At 63.8% G+C, this 21,835-nt stretch carries 21 protein-coding genes; 12 read left to right on the forward strand and 9 right to left on the reverse strand.

Features of this window, described 5'->3' with window-relative positions; translation table 11 throughout:
* The first annotated feature begins 150 nt into the window (after window positions 1–150).
* Window positions 151–1,431, forward strand: a complete 1,281-nt coding sequence (locus NKK52_RS28240; RefSeq protein ID WP_023685109.1) for an amidohydrolase family protein — start codon at window positions 151–153, stop codon at window positions 1,429–1,431.
* Window positions 1,432–1,503: 72 nt separating this feature from the next.
* A complete protein-coding gene (locus tag NKK52_RS28245; RefSeq protein WP_023685108.1) occupies window positions 1,504–2,427 on the forward strand; it encodes a DMT family transporter in 924 nt (307 codons plus the stop codon).
* 1 nt (window position 2,428) lies between these two features.
* On the opposite strand, the gene NKK52_RS28250 is transcribed toward NKK52_RS28245, so the two are convergent.
* On the reverse strand, window positions 2,429–3,331 hold the full coding sequence (locus NKK52_RS28250) for a phosphotransferase family protein (RefSeq protein WP_023685107.1): 903 nt from the start codon (window positions 3,329–3,331) through the stop codon (window positions 2,429–2,431).
* Window positions 3,332–3,437: 106 nt separating this feature from the next.
* On the opposite strand from NKK52_RS28250, the gene NKK52_RS28255 reads away from it, so the two are divergent.
* Window positions 3,438–4,070 carry a class I SAM-dependent DNA methyltransferase gene (locus NKK52_RS28255; RefSeq protein WP_031204315.1) on the forward strand — a complete coding sequence of 211 codons (633 nt, stop codon included), beginning with the start codon at window positions 3,438–3,440 and terminating at the stop codon, window positions 4,068–4,070.
* A 12-nt stretch (window positions 4,071–4,082) separates the two neighbouring features.
* On the opposite strand, the gene NKK52_RS28260 is transcribed toward NKK52_RS28255, so the two are convergent.
* Together NKK52_RS28260 and NKK52_RS28265 are read right to left on the reverse strand one after the other, a co-directional pair.
* Window positions 4,083–6,536, reverse strand: a complete 2,454-nt coding sequence (locus NKK52_RS28260) for a GcvT family protein (RefSeq protein WP_023685105.1) — start codon at window positions 6,534–6,536, stop codon at window positions 4,083–4,085.
* A complete protein-coding gene (locus NKK52_RS28265; protein ID WP_031204313.1) occupies window positions 6,533–7,417 on the reverse strand; it encodes a phosphotransferase family protein in 885 nt (294 codons plus the stop codon). Before NKK52_RS28265 ends, NKK52_RS28260 begins: the two co-directional genes overlap by 4 nt.
* A gap of 420 nt (window positions 7,418–7,837) precedes the next feature.
* Between NKK52_RS28265 and NKK52_RS28270 the strand changes: the two genes are divergently transcribed.
* The 9 genes from NKK52_RS28270 (at window position 7,838) to NKK52_RS28310 (ending at window position 17,558) form a co-directional block, all read left to right on the forward strand.
* The gene (locus NKK52_RS28270) at window positions 7,838–8,602 is read left to right on the forward strand and encodes a DeoR/GlpR family DNA-binding transcription regulator (RefSeq protein WP_023685103.1); all 765 of its coding nucleotides are present in this window, start codon (window positions 7,838–7,840) and stop codon (window positions 8,600–8,602) included.
* Between the two features lie 405 nt (window positions 8,603–9,007).
* Window positions 9,008–9,619, forward strand: coding sequence for a DedA family protein (locus NKK52_RS28275; protein ID WP_023685101.1), 612 nt, complete (start codon window positions 9,008–9,010; stop codon window positions 9,617–9,619).
* Between the two features lie 79 nt (window positions 9,620–9,698).
* Window positions 9,699–10,610 (forward strand): LysR family transcriptional regulator, encoded by a 912-nt coding sequence (locus tag NKK52_RS28280; protein ID WP_023673412.1) that lies wholly within the window; start codon window positions 9,699–9,701, stop codon window positions 10,608–10,610.
* Window positions 10,611–10,821: 211 nt separating this feature from the next.
* Complete coding sequence (locus tag NKK52_RS28285) at window positions 10,822–11,976, forward strand: ABC transporter substrate-binding protein (RefSeq protein ID WP_023692632.1); 1,155 nt, start codon at window positions 10,822–10,824, stop codon at window positions 11,974–11,976.
* 208 nt (window positions 11,977–12,184) lie between these two features.
* Window positions 12,185–13,183 (forward strand): ABC transporter ATP-binding protein, encoded by a 999-nt coding sequence (locus tag NKK52_RS28290; RefSeq protein WP_023685100.1) that lies wholly within the window; start codon window positions 12,185–12,187, stop codon window positions 13,181–13,183.
* Window positions 13,184–13,403: 220 nt separating this feature from the next.
* Window positions 13,404–14,369, forward strand: coding sequence for an ABC transporter permease (locus NKK52_RS28295; protein WP_023685099.1), 966 nt, complete (start codon window positions 13,404–13,406; stop codon window positions 14,367–14,369).
* Window positions 14,359–15,174: an ABC transporter permease gene (locus NKK52_RS28300; RefSeq protein ID WP_023673416.1), complete on the forward strand. Its 816-nt coding sequence runs from the start codon at window positions 14,359–14,361 to the stop codon at window positions 15,172–15,174. Before NKK52_RS28295 ends, NKK52_RS28300 begins: the two co-directional genes overlap by 11 nt.
* A 104-nt stretch (window positions 15,175–15,278) precedes the next feature.
* Window positions 15,279–16,706, forward strand: coding sequence for a gamma-aminobutyraldehyde dehydrogenase (locus tag NKK52_RS28305; protein ID WP_023685098.1), 1,428 nt, complete (start codon window positions 15,279–15,281; stop codon window positions 16,704–16,706).
* 228 nt (window positions 16,707–16,934) lie between these two features.
* Entirely contained in the window at window positions 16,935–17,558 is a 624-nt protein-coding gene (locus NKK52_RS28310; RefSeq protein ID WP_156939296.1) for a hypothetical protein, read from the forward strand.
* 28 nt (window positions 17,559–17,586) lie between these two features.
* Here NKK52_RS28310 and NKK52_RS28315 read toward each other — a convergent pair whose 3' ends face one another.
* The 6 genes from NKK52_RS28315 to fdhD all read right to left on the reverse strand — a co-directional run bounded on the left by NKK52_RS28315 (window position 17,587) and on the right by fdhD (window position 21,808).
* Window positions 17,587–17,901, reverse strand: a complete 315-nt coding sequence (locus NKK52_RS28315) for a hypothetical protein (RefSeq protein WP_023738143.1) — start codon at window positions 17,899–17,901, stop codon at window positions 17,587–17,589.
* 55 nt (window positions 17,902–17,956) lie between these two features.
* Window positions 17,957–18,319, reverse strand: coding sequence for a nuclear transport factor 2 family protein (locus tag NKK52_RS28320; RefSeq protein ID WP_023688799.1), 363 nt, complete (start codon window positions 18,317–18,319; stop codon window positions 17,957–17,959).
* A 76-nt stretch (window positions 18,320–18,395) separates the two neighbouring features.
* Entirely contained in the window at window positions 18,396–18,875 is a 480-nt protein-coding gene (locus NKK52_RS28325) for a carboxymuconolactone decarboxylase family protein (RefSeq protein WP_023688798.1), read from the reverse strand.
* 110 nt (window positions 18,876–18,985) lie between these two features.
* Window positions 18,986–20,539 (reverse strand): alpha/beta fold hydrolase, encoded by a 1,554-nt coding sequence (locus NKK52_RS28330; protein WP_023685093.1) that lies wholly within the window; start codon window positions 20,537–20,539, stop codon window positions 18,986–18,988.
* Between the two features lie 134 nt (window positions 20,540–20,673).
* Entirely contained in the window at window positions 20,674–20,988 is a 315-nt protein-coding gene (locus tag NKK52_RS28335) for a formate dehydrogenase subunit delta (RefSeq protein ID WP_023673423.1), read from the reverse strand.
* The gene (gene fdhD, locus NKK52_RS28340; protein WP_031204309.1) at window positions 20,978–21,808 is read right to left on the reverse strand and encodes a formate dehydrogenase accessory sulfurtransferase FdhD; all 831 of its coding nucleotides are present in this window, start codon (window positions 21,806–21,808) and stop codon (window positions 20,978–20,980) included. The genes NKK52_RS28335 and fdhD overlap by 11 nt, the downstream gene beginning before the upstream one ends.
* Between the last annotated feature and the right edge of the window lie 27 nt (window positions 21,809–21,835).

The raw sequence follows: 21,835 nt of genomic DNA on the forward strand, positions 1-21,835 counted from the left end.
GAATTTCGGATTCGCCACCGGGGCGAAAGGCGGCTTATAGAGCGAGTTGTGGCCGGATGGAACCTTTCGCTGTCGCGGAGACAATCGGCTGCGGCACGGTGTCTTTTGCGCCACGATTGCGGCGACTGATCTGCGGGGAGATGACGACAGATGGATTTCGACCTTGTTGTGCGCGGCGGAACGCTGCCCGACGGCACCGTCGCCGACCTGGGCATCATCGGCGAGACGATCGTCGCCATCGAGTCCGAACTGCATGTCAGCGCCGGCACGGCGATCGACGCCCGTGGCAATCTGATCTCGCCGCCCTTCGTCGATCCGCATTTCCATATGGACGCCACGCTGTCCTACGGCATTCCACGCATCAACGCTTCGGGCACGCTGCTGGAAGGCATTTCGCTGTGGGGCGAACTGAAGCCGCTCTTCACCCATGACGCGGTGCGCGAGCGGGCGCTCGCCTATTGCGACTGGGCGGTCTCGATGGGCCTGCTCGCCATCCGCACCCATGTCGATGTCTGCGACGACCGGTTGCTCGCGGTCGAGGCGCTGCTCGACGTCAAGAAGATTGTCGCGCCCTATATCGATCTGCAACTGGTCGCTTTCCCGCAGGATGGCTTCTACCGTTCGCCGACGGCGCGCCAGAACACGCTGCGCGCGCTCGACATGGGCGTCGACATCGTCGGCGGCATCCCGCATTTCGAACGCACCATGGCCGACGGCACGCGCTCGGTCACCGAACTTTGCGAAATCGCGGCAGATCGCGGGCTGATGGTCGACCTGCATTGCGACGAGACCGACGATCCGTTGTCGCGCCACATCGAGCAGCTTGCCTATGAGACGCAGCGCCTTGGCCTGCAGGGCAAGGTGGCCGGCTCGCACCTCACCTCGATGCACTCGATGGACAATTATTACGTCTCCAAGCTGCTGCCGCTGATCGCCGAGGCCGGTGTCTCGGCGATCCCCAATCCGCTGATCAACATCATGCTGCAGGGCCGCCACGACACGTTTCCCAAACGCCGCGGCATGACCCGGGTGAAGGAGATGCAGGCGCTCGGCATCCGCGTCGGCTGGGGCCAGGATTGCGTTCTCGACCCCTGGTATTCGCTCGGCACCGCCGACATGCTCGACGTCGCCTTCATGGGCCTCCACGTCGCTCAGATGTCGAGCCCTGCCGACATGGCGCGCTGCTTCGACATGGTCACCAATGTCAACGCCGCCATCATGGGCCTCGATCATCTCGGCCTTGCCGTGGGCAAGCGCGCCAGCTTCGTCATTCTCGATGCCGGCAACCCGATCGAGGCCTTGAGGCTGCGTGCCGAACGGCTGTGCGTCGTCGCCAGGGGCAAGGTGGTGGCCGAGCGCACGAAGCAGGAGACACGGCTGTCGATCGCCGGCCGTCCCGGACAGGTGAACCGGCGGCACAAAACTGCGTAGAAACAGCCGATTTCCGCCGCTGGTCTTGCCGATTTGCCTCGTCAAAGCGGCCGCTTGCAGCTAGGGAGCCGCATGGCCCAGTCGCTCGTCCGCACCTTTACCATCAGGAACGCGCTTCTGGCCGGCATCCTCTTGATGCTGGCCGGCGACTTCATGTTCGCGCTGAACGACGCGATGGGCAAATGGCTGGTCGCCAGCTTCTCGGTCGGCCAGGTGGTGCTGATCCGATCGATCGGGGCCTTCATCGTGCTCGGCCCGATGATCGCCAACCAGGGCGCCGGCAGACTGTTCCAGATGGAGCGGCCGGTCCTCCAGATTCTGCGCGTGCTGGCGACCACGGTGGATACAGCCTTGTTTTACGCGGCCGTCGTCTATCTGCCGCTGGCCGATGTGATGAGCTTCTACATGGCCGGGCCGATCTATGTGGCGGCGCTGTCGCATTTCCTGCTCGGTGAAAAGGTCGGCTGGCGCCGCTGGGCCGCCATCATGGTCGGCTTCTGCGGCGTGCTGATCATCTTGAAGCCGTCTTCGGCGGCGTTCTCGCAGTCCTCGCTGTTCGCACTGGTCGGCAGCATTGCCTTCGCCTTCGCCATCATCCTCAGCCGCCGCCTGCGCGGCACCAGCGACACAACGCTGGTCACCTGGCAGACTATCGGCACGCTGCTGGTCGGCGGCGTGATGACCATCGGCGCCTGGCAGACGCCCTCGGCACTCGATTTCGGCGCCATGCTCCTGCTCGGCATCGTCTCCTGCAGCGCGCATCTGATGATTACCAGGGCGCTGAAACTGGCCCCTGCCTCGACGCTGGCGCCGCTGCACTACAGCCTGCTTCTATGGGCGGTGATCTTCGGCCTGGCCTTCTTCGGCGACGTGCCGGGACCGCGCATCCTGATCGGCGCGGCCATCGTCGTGCTCGCCGGCCTGTTCATCTTCCACCGCCAGAAGGTGGTCGAAATAGTCGTGCCGCCGGAGAACGTGCCGAAAGGCGTGAATTGACCTAACCTTGGCGCACCGCCGCCAGATGCCGTGAAAACTCAGGCGTTTCCATCAGCGCCTTGCAACGGGCGAAGCGGCCGTCGGCATAGGCGCGGAAATCCTCGACCGGGTTGTTGTTGGCAAGCTGGATAAGGCCCCAGAGCGTCCACAACAGGTCGCACATCGCCTTGTAGGTGACGACGCGGCCGCGCTCGGCCGGTTTTGCCTCGCCGCCGAAATAGGCGCGCATCATCTCTTCCTCCTGCGCGGTGTCGAACCGGCCTTCGACCGAGAGGTCGCCGAGGTCCCAGAGCGGGTCGTTCATCCCCGAATATTCCCAGTCGACGATCCACATCCGCTCGCCCGTATCGAGAAAATTCTCGCACAGTGGATCGCAATGGCAGGCGGCAATCGGCAGTCTATGCGCGGCAAGGGACGCACGCACGGTGTCGGATTCGCGCACCACGTCATGGTAGCCCGGCGGCAAGGCGACTTCCTTGGTCGATAAGACCTTGAGATAGTCGTCGATCATCGCAAACAGCTCGAAGCGGAACGGAAATACCGCACCGGACGTGTGCAGCTTGCGGAAGGCTTCGCCGGCGCGGGCCGGGCTGCCGGCGCGCAGCTTGAACTTTTCCGGCGACATCGTCACGGCGCCGGCAACGAAGCGGCTCGCCAGCACGCCTGTCGCGGGGTCGACATGCAGCACTTCGGGGCTGACGCCCGCTTTGGCCGCCTCACGCGCCGCCACCGCTTCATTGGCGCGGTTGATATACTCCTCGGTGCCTTTGCCGGGGATACGCAGGCAGATATCGCCGGCCCGAAAGACGAGATTGGTCATCCCGCCCAGCCGCTCAAGCGGTCCGTCATAGCCCGCAAATGCCGGAATTGCCGCAAGTGTTGCGCGTGCCTCGTCCGTCCCCATGCCTGTTGCCCTTGGCCGTGTATTTCTTGCGACAACGGTTCCACAGTTTTCGCCGTTTGGCTATCATCCGATCGAGGGTGAGCAGCGAGCTGGCGGAGAAACAGCCATGGCGGGCAACAAGGATCATGGCGGGCTTGGCGCCGCCTATGCGGCGCAACGGCCCGAGGACGTCGCCGCGATCTATGACAGTTGGTCGGAAACCTACGATGCCGACATGTCGGCCGCCGGCTACCGCCATCCGACGATCTGCCTGGCCCTGCTGGCCCGCCATCTGCCGCGCGGCGCCGCACCGCTTCTCGACGCCGGCGCCGGCACCGGGCTGATCGGCGAGTGGCTGGCCATCACCGGCTATCCCCAGGTCGAAGCGCTCGATATTTCGCAAGGCATGCTGTCTAAAGCGGCGGCAAAGGGCGTCTATTCGGCGCTGCATTGCCTGGCGCTCGGCGGGCCACTGCCCTTTGCCGACAATGCCTATGCCGGCATCGTCTCGGCCGGCGTTTTCACCTCCGGCCATGTCGGCGCCGAGGGGCTGGACGAACTGATCCGCGTCTGCCGTCCCGGTGGCGTCATCGTGCTGACCATCAAGAACACGCTGTGGAACGCCGGCTTCGCCGAACGCATCGCTGTACTCGAAGCTGAGGGCAGGGTTGTCCGCGCCGAGGAGACTGCGCCTTATGTTTCGATGCCGGGCGAGGCTGACACCGTGCCCAGCCGCGGCCTTGTGCTCCGTGTGAGCTAATCCAGGTTTCGTCTACGCCTTGATCCTGCTCATTGTAGGATCATACATCGGTTCGAGATGGATTTTGGCCGGCGTCCGCTCCATGGCGACCACCAGCTCATAGTCGCCAAAGCCGAGGAAATCGTCGCCGACGCCATCGGCATTGCGGACATAACCGTAACCGATGTTCTTGGCCAGCGTGTAGCCATAGCCGCCGCTGGTGAGATAGCCGACCGGTTCGCCATTGCGCAAAATCGTCTCGCGCCCGACCAGCACGATATCGGAATCGTCGACCGTGAAGCCGGCAAAGCGTTTCTTCAGATCGGCGCCGCTGATCTTTTCGAGCGCCCGCCGGCCGACGAAATCGGTGTTCTTCCTCAGCTTCACCGCCCAGCCGAGGCCGGCCTCCTGAGGCGTGTCGTTGGGGGTGATGTCGGAGCCCCAGGCGCGGTAGCCTTTCTCCAGCCGAAGTGATTCCAGCGCCCGATAGCCTATCGGCCGGATGCCGTGCGGCTTGCCGGCGGCCATCAATGCGTCGAAGATTTCGCCGGTGGCGGCGATCGGCACATGCAATTCCCAGCCGAGCTCGCCGACATAGGTGACGCGCAGCGCCCGAACCGTATGACCGGCAATGGCGATCTCGCTGACATGGCCGAACGGGAAGGCGGCATTCGAGACATCCGCGTCGGTGACGGCCGAAAGCACATCGCGGGCGCGCGGCCCCATCAGCGACAGCGTGCCGAAATCCTCGGTGACATCTTTCAACGTCACGTCGAGGCCCTTGCCGACATGGTCGCCGATCCAGGAGAGATCATGCGAGCGGAAGCCGGTGCCGGTGACGATGTAGAATTTCTCCTCGGCGAGCCTGCCCACAGTCAGGTCGGCCTCGATGCCGCCGCGCGTGTTGAGCAGCTGCGTGTACGTCAGCCGTCCCACCGGCTTGGCGACATCGTTGGCGCAGATCCAGTCCAGCGCCTTGGCCGCATCCGAACCCGTCATTTCGTATTTGGCGAAGGACGACTGGTCGAAGATGCCGACTTTCTCGCGCACATGGCGATGCTCCTCGCCGACCGGGCCAAACCAGTTCTGCCGGCCCATGGAATAAATGTCTTCGGATGTGGCGCCCTGCGGCGCGAACCAGTTCGGCCGTTCCCAGCCGAGCTTGGAGCCGAACACCGCGCGGTGCGCTTTCAGCCGCTCGTAGAGCGGCGAGACGATGCGCGGCCGGCCCGACAAATACTCCTCATGCGGAAAGCCGATCGTGTAATGCTTGCCATAGGCCTCCTGCGTGCGGTCGCTGACCCATTGCCGGTCGCGGTGCAGGCCGGAAAAGCGCCTGATGTCGACCACCCAAAGGTCGAGCGGCGCCTCGCCGTCGACAACCCATTGCGCCAGCACCCAGCCGGCGCCGCCGCCGGAGGCGATGCCGAAGGCGTTGAAGCCGGCGCCGACGAACATGTTGGCGCATTCGGGCGCGACACCGAGGATGAAATTGCCGTCCGGCGTAAAACTCTCCGGCCCGTTGATCATCTGCTTGACGCCGACCGTCTCCAGCGCCGGCACGCGCGCGATCGCCTGGCTCATATGCTGTTCGAAATGATCGTAGTCGTCGTCGAACAGGCGGAACTCCCAGTCATCGGGGACATCGCCGCCGGGCAGGCCGGTCGCCCAGGCCTGCGGGTTCGGCTCATAGCCGCCCATCACCAGCCCGCCGACCTCTTCCTTGAAATAGGTGCGGCGGTCGGGATCGCGGATTGTCGGCGCGTCGGTCGCCAGCCCGTCGATCTTCTCGGTGATGATGTACTGGTGCTTGACCGGTTGCAGCGGCACGCAAATGCCGGCCATCGCGCCGACCTGGCGTGCCCATTGCCCGGCGCAGTTCACCACCTTGTCGCAAGCAATGTCGCCCTTGTTGGTCTTCACCGCGGTGATGTGCCCGTCCGTCATGTCAAAGCCGGTAACGCGGACGTCCTCGAACAGCTTGGCGCCATGCATGCGCGCGCCCTTGGCCAGCGACTGCGTGATGTCGGAGGGGCTGGCCTGCCCATCGGTCGGCAGCCAGGAGGCGCCGACGAGGTCGCTGGTCTCCAGCAGCGGCCACATCTTTTTGACCTCCCCCGGCGACAGCAACTGCATGTCCATGCCGAAGCTCCTGGCCGTCGTCGCCAGCCGTTTATATTCGGTCCAGCGGTCGGCATTGGTCGCAAGCCTGAGGCACCCGGTCATCTTCCAGCCGGTAGCGAGCCCGGTCTCAGTCTCCAGTCCCTTGTAGAGCTCGACCGAATATTTGAGCACGCGGGTGATCGAGGCCGACGAGCGCAACTGGCCGACCAGCCCGGCCGCATGCCAGGTCGAGCCCGAGGTCAGCTTGCCCTGTTCCAGCAGCACGACATCGGCCTTGTGGTCGCGCGCCAGGTGGTAGGCCGTCGAACAGCCGATAATGCCGCCGCCGATGACGACGATATCGGCATGCGTGGGCAAGCTCATGACTGTGTCCCGTATTTCGTGCGGTAATTGTCCAGCGCCGCGTCAAGCCGCGTCAGGTTCTCCGCGGTGTAGGCGACGTAGTCGATGCCGGGCGCGTCGAGGTAAAGTTCGGAAACCATGCTCCACATCGCCTCGCGCAGCAGCGAGGCGCATTGCATGGCGGCGTGCGAGCGGCGGATCGCCTCATCCGGCTCGCGCATGAAATACGCCGTGAGGAAAGTGAAGGACTCCGCGTCGCTCATCTCGGCGTTGGAGGCAACGCCGGCAAGATCGAACATCGCGGTGTTGAAACCTGCATATTCGAAATCGATGAGCCACAACCTGTCGCCATCGTCGAGGATATTTGCCGGCAGAAGATCGTTGTGGCCGAATACGATCGGCAGCAGCTTCTGCGCCCGCTCCAGTTCGTCGGCCAGCGCCAGCAGCCTGGGCAGGTCGTCGCGCTTGCGGCTGCCGCCTTCGCTCAGCGTTCGCGCATAGTCGCGGATGACGTGGAAGACCCAGAACATGAAGCCGGCGCCGGAGATGTGATTGGGCATCTCGCGATGGAATCCGCGCATAAGGGCTGCGACGCGACCAATATTGGCGCGCACGTCCTCGGCAACATAGGTTTTCGCGCCGAGAAATTCCGTGACCATGATGCCGGGTTCGGAATGGTGGACCGCCGGCGCGAAGCCAGCGGCGTGCGCCGCGCGGGCCGTCATCACTTCACGGTCGCGAAAGACATGGTGGAACGGATAGTCCTGGCCGAAGCGCACGACATGCCGCCCGGCCGCGTCCTTGACCAGATAGTTGGCGTTGCTGAGGCCGCCCGGCAGCGGCGCAATGTCGATGCTGCCATTCCAGCAAGGCAAGGCCCGGATGCGGTCTTCAGCAGTCACGGGGCCATCCCTGACTTTTGCGGAGCTTTCTTGGGCGCCATGCGCCGCGCAACGAGCGTTGGGAAACGCAAAAAATCTCGTCGGTGCGGGACGCAGGAACTCCTATCCCGCGCCGCACCGACGAGCCCCTCTGGCCAGGTTTTGATACCCGGTCTCCGCCCCCGCGGATTTGAGAAACTTTTGTGCCAGTTCAAACCCAGACGGTCTGGCCAAACGGTCCGGTCCGTGAATTGCGGCTCTGCCATCACCCTCCCGTGGCAGTTCCGAAGCTGTCACGCCGTCAATGTCACGCCAGTGCTGCCTAGCTGTCAATGAAATGTTGTGACTTTTTTTGGGTGTTTTGCCCGAAACCACGAGCAATTCCTTTAAAAACGGCGGCATTGCCCTAAAACCGGGCAGGCCGCAAATTGAGGAAGCCAGATGATCCATTCGAAACGGCATGGCGAAATCCTCCGCCTCCTCAAGGAAGAGGGCACCGTCACCATTGCCAGCCTCGCCGACCGGCTGGGGGTTTCGCTTGAAACGGTGCGCCGGGATGTCAAGCCACTGACCGGCAATGGCTCGGTGCTCAAGATGCATGGCGCCATCGGCCTGCCGTCGATGGCCGGCGAAGCGCCCTTCGAGCGGCGCATGCGCGACAATGCGGAGGCCAAGCGGCTGATCGCCCGCATGGTCGCTGCCACCATTCGCGACGGTGAATCGGTCATGCTGGACACCGGCACCACGACCTCGTTCCTGGCCCGCGAACTGCTCGGCCACCGGCGGCTGACCGTGGTCACCAATTCATCCGACATCGCCCGCACGCTGGCCACCGTCAACGGCAACAAGGTCTATATGGCCGGCGGCGAATTGCGCAGCGATTCCGGAGCCGCCTTCGGCGCCTCGGCGATCGATTTCGTCAGCCGCTTCTCGGTCAGCCATGCGGTGATTTCGATCGGCGCCGTCGATGCCGCCGCAGGCCTTGCCGACTACGATCTGGAAGAGGCGGAGTTCGCCCGCATGGTGCTGTCGCGCGGCCAGCGCTCGCTGGTCATCACCGACCACACCAAGTTCGGTCGCCAGGGTCTGGTCCAGGTCTGCGGCTTCGACGGTTTTTCCGAACTCGCCACCGACCAGCCGCCGCCGCGCGACATTGCCTCGGCACTTGCCGAGGCTGGAGCGCGCCTCAGCATCGCTGCGGCCTAGCCAAACACCAGCGACTGGCGCGCCGCGATCCCGGCCCATGCCGCTACCCGATACCACGAAGGCGATGTTGTGCATCATGCGTCCGCGTCGCCGGCCGCATAAGATGTCGTTCTGGTGAAAAATTGTTTTTTAATCATCCGGCTCTTCGCAATGTCCATGCAACTTGGCAGCCGCAAACAGCGCCTCGTCGAAATGCGGGCCGGGCGAATTGCCCGCATCAGCAATGAGGTCACCATGCTGCAAACGATGCCTTGTCTTTCCTCATGGCCTGGACGCTTGCGCGCTCCGACCTGGAAGCGGACCCGGCTTGGCCGGACATTCCGCAACTTTCCGCCGGCGACGGTGTATGACGGTGTATAAGGTGTCCAGGATCAAGAACCTCAAAACCTATGACTGGCGCTTCGCATGACTGATCCACTGTCGGCGATCCTGGGCTTCGGCCTGCTCGGCGTCGCCTGCCTCGCCTTCACAGAAAAGATCCTGCCGCTGCCGCCCTCGCATGTGCTGCTGCTGTTCCTCGGCATGACGGCAGCCTCCGATCTCCTGGCGCTGGCGATTCTGCTCCTGGTGACGACGCTGTCCGCCATCACAGGCTGCCTTGTCTGGTATAGTGTGGGCCGTAGGATTGGATTGGATCGTGCCGACAGGCTGGTCGAGCGTTTCGGCAAATATGTCTGCTTGCGCTATGCGACCTACAGCAAGCTTGGTCAGGCCTATCGCCGCCATCATGTCCGGGTCTCCTTGCTGGCGCAGTTCATCCCGACGGTTCGCAACTATCTGCCGATCGCGGCCGGCGCGCTCCGTCTGCCACTCTTGCCCTTCGCGGCGGCGACGCTGCTCGGCGCCACGCTATGGAACACCGGCTTCCTCGTCACCGGCTACCTTATGCGCGGCAGCGGCCGGGATTCCTATGCCATCGGCTTTCGCATCATCGTCATCGTTTTGGCGCTGGAGACGGCTTTTATGCTCGCGCTTCGCTACGGTCCTGCCTGCCGGCGGCGCCTCGGCTTCGGCTGACAGGAGGCGCCTCAAGCCCTACGGGTAAAAGGCCCGCCTTCGGCTTTCCTTCTCCGTCGCGCCGGTGTTTAGTCCGGCCATGGCTTTCACCATCCGTCAGCTGCAGTTCTTCATTGCCGTCGCCGAGCAAGGCACGGTGTCGGGCGCCGCACAAAACCTCTCCATCTCGCAATCCTCGGTCACCGAGGCGATCAAGGAGCTGGAGAGCGATCTCGGCGTCGAATTGTTCGAGCGCCACCCACGTGGCCTCAACATTACTCACAAAGGCCACCAGTTCCTGCGCCATGCGACCAAGATCCTGGCCGACGTCTCCGATGCGCGCCGCGCTTTCTCCGACGACCAGGTGGTGGCCGGCGGGCGCCTGCAGCTCGGCGTCACCTCGCTGGTCGCGGGCTATGTGCTGTCCGATCTGCTGGCGCGCTACCGCCGCGCCTATCCCGGCGTCGATGTCTCGGCCATCGAGGACAATGGCGACTATCTCGAACATCTGCTGATCGGCGGCAAGCTCGACATTGCCGTCATGGTCACCTCCAATTTGCGCGACCGCACCGCGCTGCAGTCGGAAATCCTCGAGGTCTCGGCCTACCGGCTGTGGGTCCCGCTCGGCCACAAGCTGGCCAGCGCCGACATTATCGGCATAGGCGACATTGCCGGCGAGCCGCTGATCATGCTGACCGTCGACGAGATCGAGGAGAACACCGGCAAGCTTCTGGCGGCGATCGGCGCCAGGCCGCATGTCGCCTTTCGCACCCGCTCGGTCGAAGCCGTTCGCAGCCTCGTCGCCACAGGTGCGGGCGTGGCGTTGCTGCCCGACCTAGTCTACCGGCCGTGGTCGCTGGAAGGCGACCGCATCGAATCGCGCGACATTTCGGGTTCCCTGCCGGTCGTCCAGGTCGGCATGGTCTGGCGCCGCGGCTCCGGTCTGCCGCAGGCGTCGCGCGACTTCATCGGCCTTGCCCAGTCGCAGCGTATGGTACGCCAGCAGCGTTGATAGGGTGCGTGGTTATCTATCGGAAAAACCGATATCGCGTTTCTGATAAATGAATTTGCGAAACCGGAATTTTCCGAGCACTTTTCATGTCAGGGACGAAAGCCGCCATCAGAGCGGCAACGTGCCATCGGATGAACTGACGCTTTTCAGCCTGCGGCTGACCGCGGCGGCGACTCGCTTCGCAGTCAGGCGCCAAAATGGGAGATTGACGATGAATTCATTCCTGAAGACGTGCACCGCCTTGACGGTCGCGCTGACCTTTTCCGGTCAGGCCGTCGCCCAGGTCAAGGAACTTGGCAAGGGCGAAGGGGAGGTCAGCATCGTTGCCTGGCCGGGGTACATCGAGCGCGGCGAAACCGACAAGGGCTATGACTGGGTGACCTCCTTCGAGAAGGAGAGCGGCTGCAAGGTCAACGTCAAGACCGCGAACACCTCCGACGAGATGGTCTCGCTGATGAATGAGGGTGGGTTCGATCTAGTCACCGCTTCGGGTGACGCATCGCTGCGCCTCGTTGCCGGCAAGCGCGTGCAGCCGATCAACACCGATCTCATCCCGAGCTGGAAGGCGGTAGACGACCGTCTGAAGGATGCGCCCTGGTTCACCGTCGACAAGGTGCATTACGGCGTTCCCTATCAGTGGGGCCCGAACATCCTGATGTACAACACCGATGTCTTCAAGGAAGCGCCCAAGAGCTGGAACGTCGTCTTCGAGGAAATGAACCTGCCGGACGGCAAGTCCAACAAGGGCCGCGTCCAGGCCTATGACGGGCCGATCCACATCGCCGACGCCGCCAACTATTTGATGTTCCACAAGCCGGAACTCGGCATCAAGGACCCGTACGAACTGAACGAAGACCAGTACAAGGCAGCGCTCGAGCTGCTGCGTGTTCAGCGGACGCTGGTCGGCCGCTACTGGCATGACGCCGCCATCCAGGTCGACGACTTCCAGAACGAAGGCGTCGTCGCTTCCGGTTCGTGGCCTTACCAGGTCAACACGCTGGTTGCCGCCAAGAAGCCGGTCGCCTCGACCGTGCCGGAAGAAGGCGTCACCGGCTGGGCCGACACCACCATGATGGAGGCCGACGCCGCGCATCCCAACTGCGCCTATATGTGGCTTGAGCATTCGCTGTCGCCCAAGGTCCAGGGCGACGTCTCGGCCTGGTTCGGCTCGCTCCCGGTCGTGCCCGCTGCCTGCAAGGGCAACGAGCTGCTCGGCGAGGAAGGCTGCAAGACCAACGGCTACGAGAACTTCGACAAGATCAAGTTCTGGAAGACGCCGGTCTCGAAGTGCGCCACCCAGAACGACCAGTGCGTGCCTTACTACCGCTGGGTGTCCGACTATATCGGCGTCATCGGCGGGCGGTGAGCTCCCTTAACCCTCCCCCCTTGTGGGGAGGGTCGAGCGCAGCGTCGGGGTGGGGGCAGCGCTGACGTCCGGTGCTAGTCACCCCCACCCGCGGCTTCGCCGCGACCTCCCCCATCGAGGGGGAGGTGAAGTGCCGTGCCCGCTGGCCTGATTGGTGGCGGCAAGAGCTATTTCGACGAACCACAAACCGGCAACAGACGGACAGCCCATGACATCGGCCGTTTCCTTCCAGAAAGTCTCTCGCCATTTCGGCAGCGTGCGCGCCGTCGATGCGGTCGATCTCGACATCGTGCCCGGCGAGTTCTTCGCCATGCTCGGTCCGTCGGGGTCAGGCAAGACGACCTGCCTGCGCCTCATCGCCGGCTTCGAGCAGCCGACATCGGGCTCGATCTCGATCTTCGGCGAACGCGCCGAGGGCGTGCCGCCCTATCGCCGCAACGTCAACACCGTGTTCCAGGACTACGCGCTGTTTCCGCATTTGAACGTGCTCGACAATGTCGGCTACGGGCTGATGGTCAAGGGCATCGCCAAGCCGCAACGACAGAAGGCGGCGGAAGAAGCGCTGTCGCTGGTGCGCCTGCCGGGCTATGGCGCCCGCCGTCCCGGCCAGCTCTCCGGCGGCCAACGCCAGCGCGTCGCGCTGGCCCGTGCGCTGGTCAACCAGCCCAAGGTGCTTTTGCTCGACGAGCCGCTCGGCGCGCTCGACCTCAAGCTGCGCGAGAACATGCAGGAAGAGCTGAAGTCGCTGCAGAAGGCGCTCGGCATCACCTTCGTCTTCGTCACCCATGATCAGGGCGAAGCGCTGTCGATGGCCGACCGCGTTGCCGTCTTCAATGACGGCAAGATCATGCAGATCGGCACGCCGGAAGACATCTACCAGCGGCCGAAGACCCGCTTCGTCGCCGATTTCGTCGGCTCCTCCAACGTACTGCCGCCGGACTTCGTCCAGCGCTATTCCGGCCAGCACCGCTGGGGCAGCCTGCGTCCCGAATCCATCCGCATCGGCCGCGCCGCCAAAGGCGAGGGCGTCGCCGCGCGCCTGGTCGGAACCAACTATCTCGGCGCTACGACCAAGCTGGCGCTCGACGCCGACGGGTTGAGGCTGCACGCCATCGTGCCGGCCGGGACAAAGCTGCCGGCGGAAGGCGAAGCGGTGGTGCTGATGTTCAACCGCGAGCATTTGCATTTGATGGACGAGCCGGCATGATTGAGGTTTGCGCCAAGCACCCCCCTCTGTCCTGCCGGACATCTCCCCCTCAAGCGGGGAGATTGGCTGTTCTTCCCGGTTTCGCCAATCTTCAACGTTGGGGATTTGGCGAGGCAGCGAAACTGCTGATCTCCCCCCTTGAGGGGGAGATGTCCGGCAGGACAGAGGGGGGTGTGAAGGAACGCGGCTTCTCAGGGTTCCTTCAGCACGCGGTCGCCCCATGACCATCGCCGCGCTCAACTCAACCTCCGCCCCCGCCATCCTGCCCGGCAGCGGTGGCATGCGCGGCGCACTGTCGGACCTTTTCTGGCGCAAGCCGCAACTGCTGCTGTTCCTCATGCTGCTGCCGCCGGTTCTATGGCTCGGCGTTGTCTATATCGGCTCGTTGTTCGCACTTCTGGCGCAGAGCTTTTTTTCGATCGACGAGTTCTCCGGCCTCATCAACCACGAATTCACGCTGAAGACCTATGGCGACCTGTTCCAGCCCGCCAATCTCGACATCATACTGCGCACGGTGACGATGGCGGTTCTGGTCACGCTGGCCTCCGCCGTCATCGCCTTCCCCATTGCCTATTACGCGGCGCGCTATGCCCGCGGCCGGTGGAAGGCGCTGTTTTATCTCGGAATCATGCTGCCGCTATGGTCGAGTTACCTCGTCAAGATCTACGCCTGGAAGCTGATCCTCGCCAAGGAAGGCATTTTGACCTGGCTGCTCGCCAAATTGCATCTGCTCTGGGTGCTCGATGGCTGGCTGTCGCTGCCGGTCGTCGGCGGCAACTCTTTGTCGGTCTCCGCCACCGGCACCTTCATCGCTTTCGTCTATGTCTGGCTGCCGTTCATGATCCTGCCGGTGCAGGCGGCATTGGAGCGCGTGCCCGGCAATCTGGTCGAGGCGTCCTCCGATCTCGGCGCATCGCCGGGCCAGACCTTCCGCAACGTGCTGTTCCCGCTGGCGCTGCCCGGCATCGTCGCCGGCTCGATCTTCACCTTCTCGCTGACGCTGGGCGACTACATCATCCCACAGATCATCGGCACATCGCGGCTGTTCATCGGGCAGGCCGTCTATTCGCAGCAAGGCACAGCCGGCAACATCCCGCTCGCCGCAGCCTTCACCGTCGTGCCCATCGTCATCATGGGTTTCTATCTCTGGGGCGCCAAGCGCATGGGGGCCTTCGATGCGCTCTGACGGTTCGCAATCCGCTCCGCTCGGCCTCAAGATCGCTGCCGCCTGCGGCCTGCTGTTCCTGCATCTGCCGATCTTGTTGATCTTCGTCTACGCCTTCACCACGGAAGAGAAGAGCTTCGTCTGGCCGCCGCCGGGGCTGACCACACAATGGTTCGCCGTCACCTGGAACCGGCCGGATGTCTGGCAGGCGCTGTCGCTTTCGGTCCGTGTCGCCGCCATCTCGACCGCGATTGCCTTGATACTGGGCACGCTGTGCGCCGCCGCCGTGTCACGGACGAAATTCTTCGGCCGCGAGACGATCTCGCTGCTCGTCATCCTGCCGATCGCGCTGCCCGGCATCATCACCGGCATCGCGTTGCGCTCGGCCTTCTCGCTAGCCGACATCCCGTTCTCGTTCTGGACGATCGTGCTCGGCCACGCCACCTTCTGCGTTGTCGTCGTCTACAACAATGCGGTCGCCCGTTTCCGCCGCACTTCCGGCTCAATGATCGAGGCCTCGATGGATCTCGGCGCCGACGGCTTCCAGACCTTCCGGCACGTCGTGCTGCCCAACATCGCCACCGCTCTGCTTGCCGGGGGGATGCTCGCCTTCGCGCTCTCCTTCGACGAGGTCATCGTCACCACCTTCACCGCCGGCCAGCAGCAGACCGTGCCGATCTGGATGCTGGAAGAGCTGATCCGCCCACGCCAGCGTCCGGTCACCAATGTCGTCGCCATGGTCGTGGTGCTGGTGACGCTGCTGCCCATCCTTGCCGCCTATTACCTGACCCGCGACGGCGACCAGATCGCCGGTTCGGGCAAATGAAGAACAGCGAATAGGGAGTAGCGAATAGCGAATAGGGAGATTGCACGACCAGCCCTATTCGCTACTCGCTATTCGCTACTCGCTCCTGACCAAGGAGAACCCGCATGGACACCCAGATGCTGATCGGCTCGAAGTTCGAGAACGGCACCGACACCGAGGAGCCGATTCTGAATCCAAAGACCGGGGCGACCATTCTCAACCTGCCTGAAGCCAGCCAGGCGCAGATCGAGGCGGCTGTTACTGCCGCCGGGCGAGCGTTCGTCTTGTGGTCACGCACAACGCCGGCGCAGCGCTCCGGCTATCTCCTCAAGATCGCCGACCGCATCGAGGCCAACGCGCGGGAGTTCGCGGCGCTCGAGGCGCTGAATTGCGGCAAGCCGATCAACGCCGTGCTCAATGACGAAATCCCGGCGATCGTCGACTGCTATCGCTTCTTTGCCGGCGCGGTACGTTCGATGCCGGGCGTGGTCGCCGGCGAATATCTGCCCGGCCACACCTCGATGGTGCGGCGCGACCCGATCGGCATCGTCGCTTCCATCGCGCCGTGGAACTATCCACTGATGATGATGGCCTGGAAGCTGGCGCCGGCCATTGCCGGCGGCAACACCGTCGTCTTCAAGCCGTCGGAGCAGACGCCGCTGACGGCGCTGAAGCTGGCCAGGATCCTGGCCGAGGTTCTGCCCGAGGGCGTCGTCAATGTCGTGCTCGGCCGCGGCGACAGCGTCGGCAACACGCTGATCAATCACGCCAAGGTCAACATGATTTCGATCACCGGCGACGTCGCCACAGGCAAGAAGGTGCTGCAGGCCGCCGCCAAGTCGGTCAAGCGCACGCATCTGGAACTCGGCGGCAAGGCGCCGGTCATCGTTTTCGACGACGCCGACCTCGGCGCCGTGGTAAACGGCCTGCGCGCTTTCGGCTACTACAATGCCGGGCAGGATTGTACAGCCGCCTGCCGCATCTATGCCGGCAAGAAGATCTACGACAAGCTCGTCGCCGATCTCTCATCTGCCGTCTCGACCATCAAATACAACCAGCCCGATGACACCAAAAACGAGATCGGGCCGCTGATCTCGCGCCGCCAGCGCGATCGCGTCTCGAGCTTCGTCGAGCGCGCTTCGGAACTGAAGCACGTCGAGATCACCACCGGCGGCAAGCCCGGCGAAGGCTCCGGCTTCTATTACCAGCCGACGGTGGTTGCCGGCGCGCTGCAGGAAGACGAGATCGTGCGCCGCGAAGTGTTCGGTCCGGTCGTCTCCATCACCCGCTTCTCCGAAGTCGATGAAGCCGTGAACTGGGCCAATGACAGCGACTACGGCCTGGCATCCTCGGTGTGGACCAAGAACGTCTCGCGCGCCATGGCGACGGCCGCCCGTCTGCAATATGGCTGCACCTGGATCAACACCCATTTCATGCTGACCAACGAGATGCCGCATGGCGGGCTGAAGCAGTCCGGCTACGGCAAGGACATGTCTCTCTATGCGCTGGAGGATTATACCGCCGTTCGTCATGTGATGGTGGCGCATGGGTAGAGGCCGCCACTATCTCTAAAATATTCGCCACCGCGTTTTCTGTATATTAAGCGTGAGTTACCTTTGCGGTACGGCGGGAGTTCACGATTTACTGAATATTCAACCTGAACGAGCAGCCTCTTGCCGGGAAACCGCGCGGCGAGGGGTTTGCGCATGAACACGACCAAGATCAAGCTGGTACTCATTGGCGGCTTCTGTCTGCTGATCGCTGTGTTCGGCGGCAAGGACATGATCAAGAAGAGCGGCTGGCCCGAGGCGCCTGCTGAAATCCTCGCGGTCAATGTCGAATGCGACATGGAATCGACCGCCCACAAGATTGTCTACAAGACCGTCAGCACCGCCACGATCCCGTGCGAACTGGTTGATGCGTTCAAGACGGTTCATGCTGACAAAGAGTGGAAGGTGACCCAGAAATTCACCGGCACCTTGCGCGTCGGCACCGACGCCGATGCCGTCGAGGCCACGATGGAGCTGAACAAGAACGGTGCCCGCGAACCGCAGGTCGGCGACAAGCTCACCGTCGTCCAGAACCCCGCCAACCCCACCCAGATCGAACGCACCGGCATGACCGGCACGCGTTTGACGATCGTCATTGGGGCTGGACTGCTCGGCGCGTTGCTTCTCTATCTTGCTTTCAAACCCCGCCGGCGGATGTCGACCTCCGCCGTGGCGGGCAACCCTGCCGGAAATGCCGGCGCGGACCAGCGCGCGCGCCAGGCCGACGCCTTGATAGCGGCGGCCCTGGCCAAGCAGGCCACATTGCCCAATCACCCGGCACGTGTCGCGGCTGCCGGATCGGCCAGGGAAGGGCGGTTTTCCGGGCAGCGGACGAGTTTCGGCCGCCGCAACTGATGGCCGAAAACTGCTGCACCTGCCACGGCTACTCCACGATGCGGTAGATGTTCCAAAGGCTGGTGCCTGAAACGACGTAGGGCTCCATCTCCTTGCCCCATTTGGCGTGCGCGTCGATCTTGCCAATCCTGGCGAAGAATCCCTCCAGCTGGGCAAGGCTTTCGACCTGATGATGCGATTCGACCGTCGCTTCCCGAGCTCCGACCGAACCGGTCATGATCTGGAACTCGAGATCGGCAATGCCGACCTGAGAGCCGATCTCGCGTTCCCATTTCTTCAACAGGTCGAGCACGGTCTGCTTGTGCCCGAACTTGGCGTCGATCTGCCATCTGGCGCTGAACATTTTTGTCTCCTCCAGTTTTGCGGCCCAAACCGCGGTTGATCTTTCCGCGGTGGAACTACTCGTCCCAGGCCTGCACGACGGTCTGTCGTGCAATCCGCCCATTCTTCAGCTCCAGCATCGCCGCGCAGAACACTTTCGTTCCGTCCGGATAGGCGCAGGCCTGGGTGAAGGCGAGATTGTCGCCATCGGCGATGGTGGTGTCGACCTTGTGGGTCATCGCCCGGCTGCAGATGTCGTCCCAGAAGGTGCTGATCGCCGCCCGGCCGCGGATCTCGCGCGGCTTGCTCGGTGGATTGTTGCGGTCGATCACCCGCACCAGTGCGTCGTCGGCATAGAAGCTAGCGAGCATCCTGCCGTCCCGTCCTTCGATCGCTTTCTTGATCGCCGCGCCGTCCACGCTCTGCGTCTTGGTCAGCATCTTCTCCTCCATGGCCCGTTGATCGGGCGGTTGAATGATCACAAGCAATGCCCGGCGCACCGCCCGGCATTTTCTTTCACTGCGACTTGGCTTTGACGGCTGCGAACACGCCGTCGGTCTGTTGTTTGAAGGTCGCGAAATCGACCTGGCTGCCGTTGAGCATCGTCGACCAGTGGCGCACGATCGCCGCCATCGCGATCGCCTCCTTGATCTCCTCATCGGTCGCGCCATTGAGCTTGGCGGCCTCGGTGTGGAAATAGATGCAGTACTGGCAGGGGATCTGCGAGGCGACGGCCAGCCCCAGCAGTTCCTTGGTCTTGCCGTCGAGCGCGGTCTTGGGGTTGAGCTGCACGCCCTTGATCTCGGCCCAGGCGCCGGCAACCGCGACATCGGGCAGCGTCTTGAACATGTCCGGCACTGAGCCGAGCGTCGCCTCGATGTCCTTGTAGGCGGCGGCCGCCGAGGCATCCTCGGCTCTGGCGGGAGCGATCGTGAACAACGCGCCAACGCCTGCCGCTATCACCAGCGATTTGATCGACCTGTTTGACTTCAGCATTGCATCCTCCATCCGCAGTGCCTTTCCCGGCGACATCCGCCTGGCCTGCATGGAGAGAATTGGTACGCCTCGACCCCACCTGGCCGCTTCGCCCGAAAGCGCCATGGTCCCTATGGCCCGTCCGGGCCAGCCTGCCTGGCGGAAAATGCCGCTGCCGCCGCCCGTGACGGCAAATCGAGCTTCAGCAATATGTTGGCGACATGACGCTTGACCGTATGCTCGCTGAGCCTCAGCTCGGCGGCGATCGCGGCATTGCTCTTGCCGTCGGCGATCAGGATCACCACCTCGCTTTCGCGCGCCGTCAGTTGAGCCGGCTCGGCGGGTTTCGCCTTGGGGCGGCAGGCCGGCTCCAGGTGCTGTTCCGACGTTGCCTGGACCAGCGCCAGCGGCTCGTCCAGCTCATCCACCGTGACACGCCCGGCATCGATGAAATGCAGGCCGGACCCCGCCGCCAGATCGGCGGCCAGCCGCGACGCCAGAATATCGCCGCGCCCGGCATGGGCGGCGATCTGCATCGTCACCCGTGCCATCAGCCCCACCGGCGGCCCGCGCATTTCGACCTCACCGACATGGGCGCCCTGGGCGCTTGCAATGCCCATATGTTGCGCCGCATCGCGCAGTGCCGCCGCGCAGCGTATGGCCCGCGCCGGCCCGTCGAAGCGCGAGATCATCAATTCGCCATGGATGCCGGCGACGCGTCCGCCATGACGGCCGACCAGCTGCTGCCAGCTCTCCTGGAAGCGCTCGCTACGTTCGCTCCACATGCGGTCGCCAACCCGCGCCGTGTCGTAGATGCGTGTCGCCAGAAGAGCGGCAAGCACGCGCTCCGCTTCGACCACGGCACGCTCGCCGGTCAGGAATTCCTCGATCAGGTCGGCCACCCGGTCGACATCGCCGGTCCAGATCGGGTGGTCGCGCCCGGGGACCTCGACCAATCGCGCATTGGCGATCTCTTTCGCCAGGAAGCGGCTGGCGTCCGGGTCGACCCGCGCGTCGTTGCGGCGATGAATGAGCAGTGTCGGTGCGCCGATCGCCGAAAGCACGCCGCGCACATCGATTCCGGCATTCATCCGGGCAAGGGCTGCCGCTGCCGTCGGACTGGCCGACAGCCGCTCGAAGCGGGCCCACCACTGGGTGAAATGCGCATCATCTACCCGGCCGGGAGCGAAGTTGGGCAGTGTGGCGCCCGTGCCCCATTCCGTGCCGGCCGTCGCGATGAAGGCCTCGAGGCGCTCCGGCGACATCACCCATTTGTGGAAATGCGCATAACCGCCATAGAGCGCCAGCGCTCGTGTCCGTTCCGGATAGGTGGCGGCAAACAACATTGCCATCGGCGCGCCTTCCGAAGCGCCGAGCAAGGCCGCGCGGCCGCTGCCGGTGGCATCCATCACCGCGCGCACATCGTCCATGCGGGTTTCGAGGCTGGGCAGGTGGCGTGGGTCGACGCGGTCGGACAGGCCGGTGCCGCGCTTGTCGAACAGGATAAGCCGCGAGAACGCCGAGAGCCGTTTCAAGAGCCTGGCGTAGCCCTCGTCTTCCCAATGCAGGTCGAGATTGGAGATGAAGCCGGGCACGAAAACCAGGTCGAACGATCCCTGGCCGACCACCTGATAGGCGATCCGCACGTCGCCGCTGAGGGCATATCGCGTCTCGATCGGCCTCACGTTGCTATCCCGCCCGGCCAGACGATTTCTGATCGCCGACCATAGCAGACGCCCGGCGGATGCGGCAGCCAAACTTTAGAAGACAGGAATATAGCCCGCGGCGAGCCGTGTTCGCCCGCCATTTCTGGGGGAGGCTATTTCTGGGGAGCGGCGCTCTCTGCACCCGTGGGTTGGACGTAGCCGATGCTCACATCGGCCTGCTCCTCGGTCTTCGGCCGCTTGATCCTGGCCGAGGCCACGACGACGAGTTCGTCAAAACCTTCGCCGCCGCTGTCCAGCATCTCGAAGAACTGCCGGCGCATCCTGGGCTCCCAGAACTTGTTGATGTGCTCGGCCACGCCCGCCACACCTTCCTCGCGGGGCCTTGAATGGAAGAAGGCGGCGATCTGGTTGGCCATGCGCACCAGCTTTTCCCCGGTGCTCGTGATGTGTTCTTCGTTATGCGACATGCTGGGCAACTCCCAAGACCACCCGTTCCGGGTGGGTGAAAACATCGAAATCATCGCCGCGCACCAGCGCTACCAGTGTCATGCCGGCCTCATCAGCGGTGCGGATGGCGAGCGCTGTCGGCGCCGACACGGCGATGATGAAGGCGGAGCCGATCGTCGCCGTTTTCTGCACCATCTCCACCGAGACGCGTGATGTCACCACCACCGCGCCCGATGCACCGTCAATGCCGGCCTTGGCCAGCGCGCCGGCCAGTTTGTCCAGCGCATTGTGCCGGCCGACATCCTCGCGCGCCATGACGATGCCTTTGCCGGGAATGTAGAAGCCCGCTGCATGCACGGCGCCGGTTTCTGAATGCAGAGGCTGCACCTTGGACAAAAGCTTTACCGAACGGGTGATATCGTCGGCTTCAAGCGTAAGCTTGGACGCACCAACCTTGTCGACCGAGCGCATCGCTTCCTCGATCGATTCGATGCCGCATAGCCCACAGCCGACCGGACCGGCCAATCGCCTGCGTCGCGCCTCGAAGCGCGTATTGGCCTGGTCCTTCAACCGGATCTGGATATCGATCCCGGCGCCATGGTCCTCGACCTCGATCGCCTCTATCTCGTCAGGCAACGCGATGATGCCTTCGGTCAGCGAGAAGCCGAGCGCGAAATCCTCGAAATCGGCCGGGCTCGCCATCATCACCGCATGGGTGGTGCCGGCAAAGGAGAACGCCACCGGCGTCTCCTCCGGCACCATGCGGTTGGCCGATGTCGTGCCGCTGGCGCGGTGGGCAAGGCGAGAGATTTGGGTGGTGGCTTGGCGTTTGCGGGTCACGAGGCGCGCCCCTCTGCCCTGTTCGTC

The sequence above is a fragment of the Mesorhizobium sp. C277A genome (genome assembly GCF_040324395.1).
In the GTDB taxonomy this organism is placed as follows: Bacteria; Pseudomonadota; Alphaproteobacteria; order Rhizobiales; family Rhizobiaceae; genus Mesorhizobium.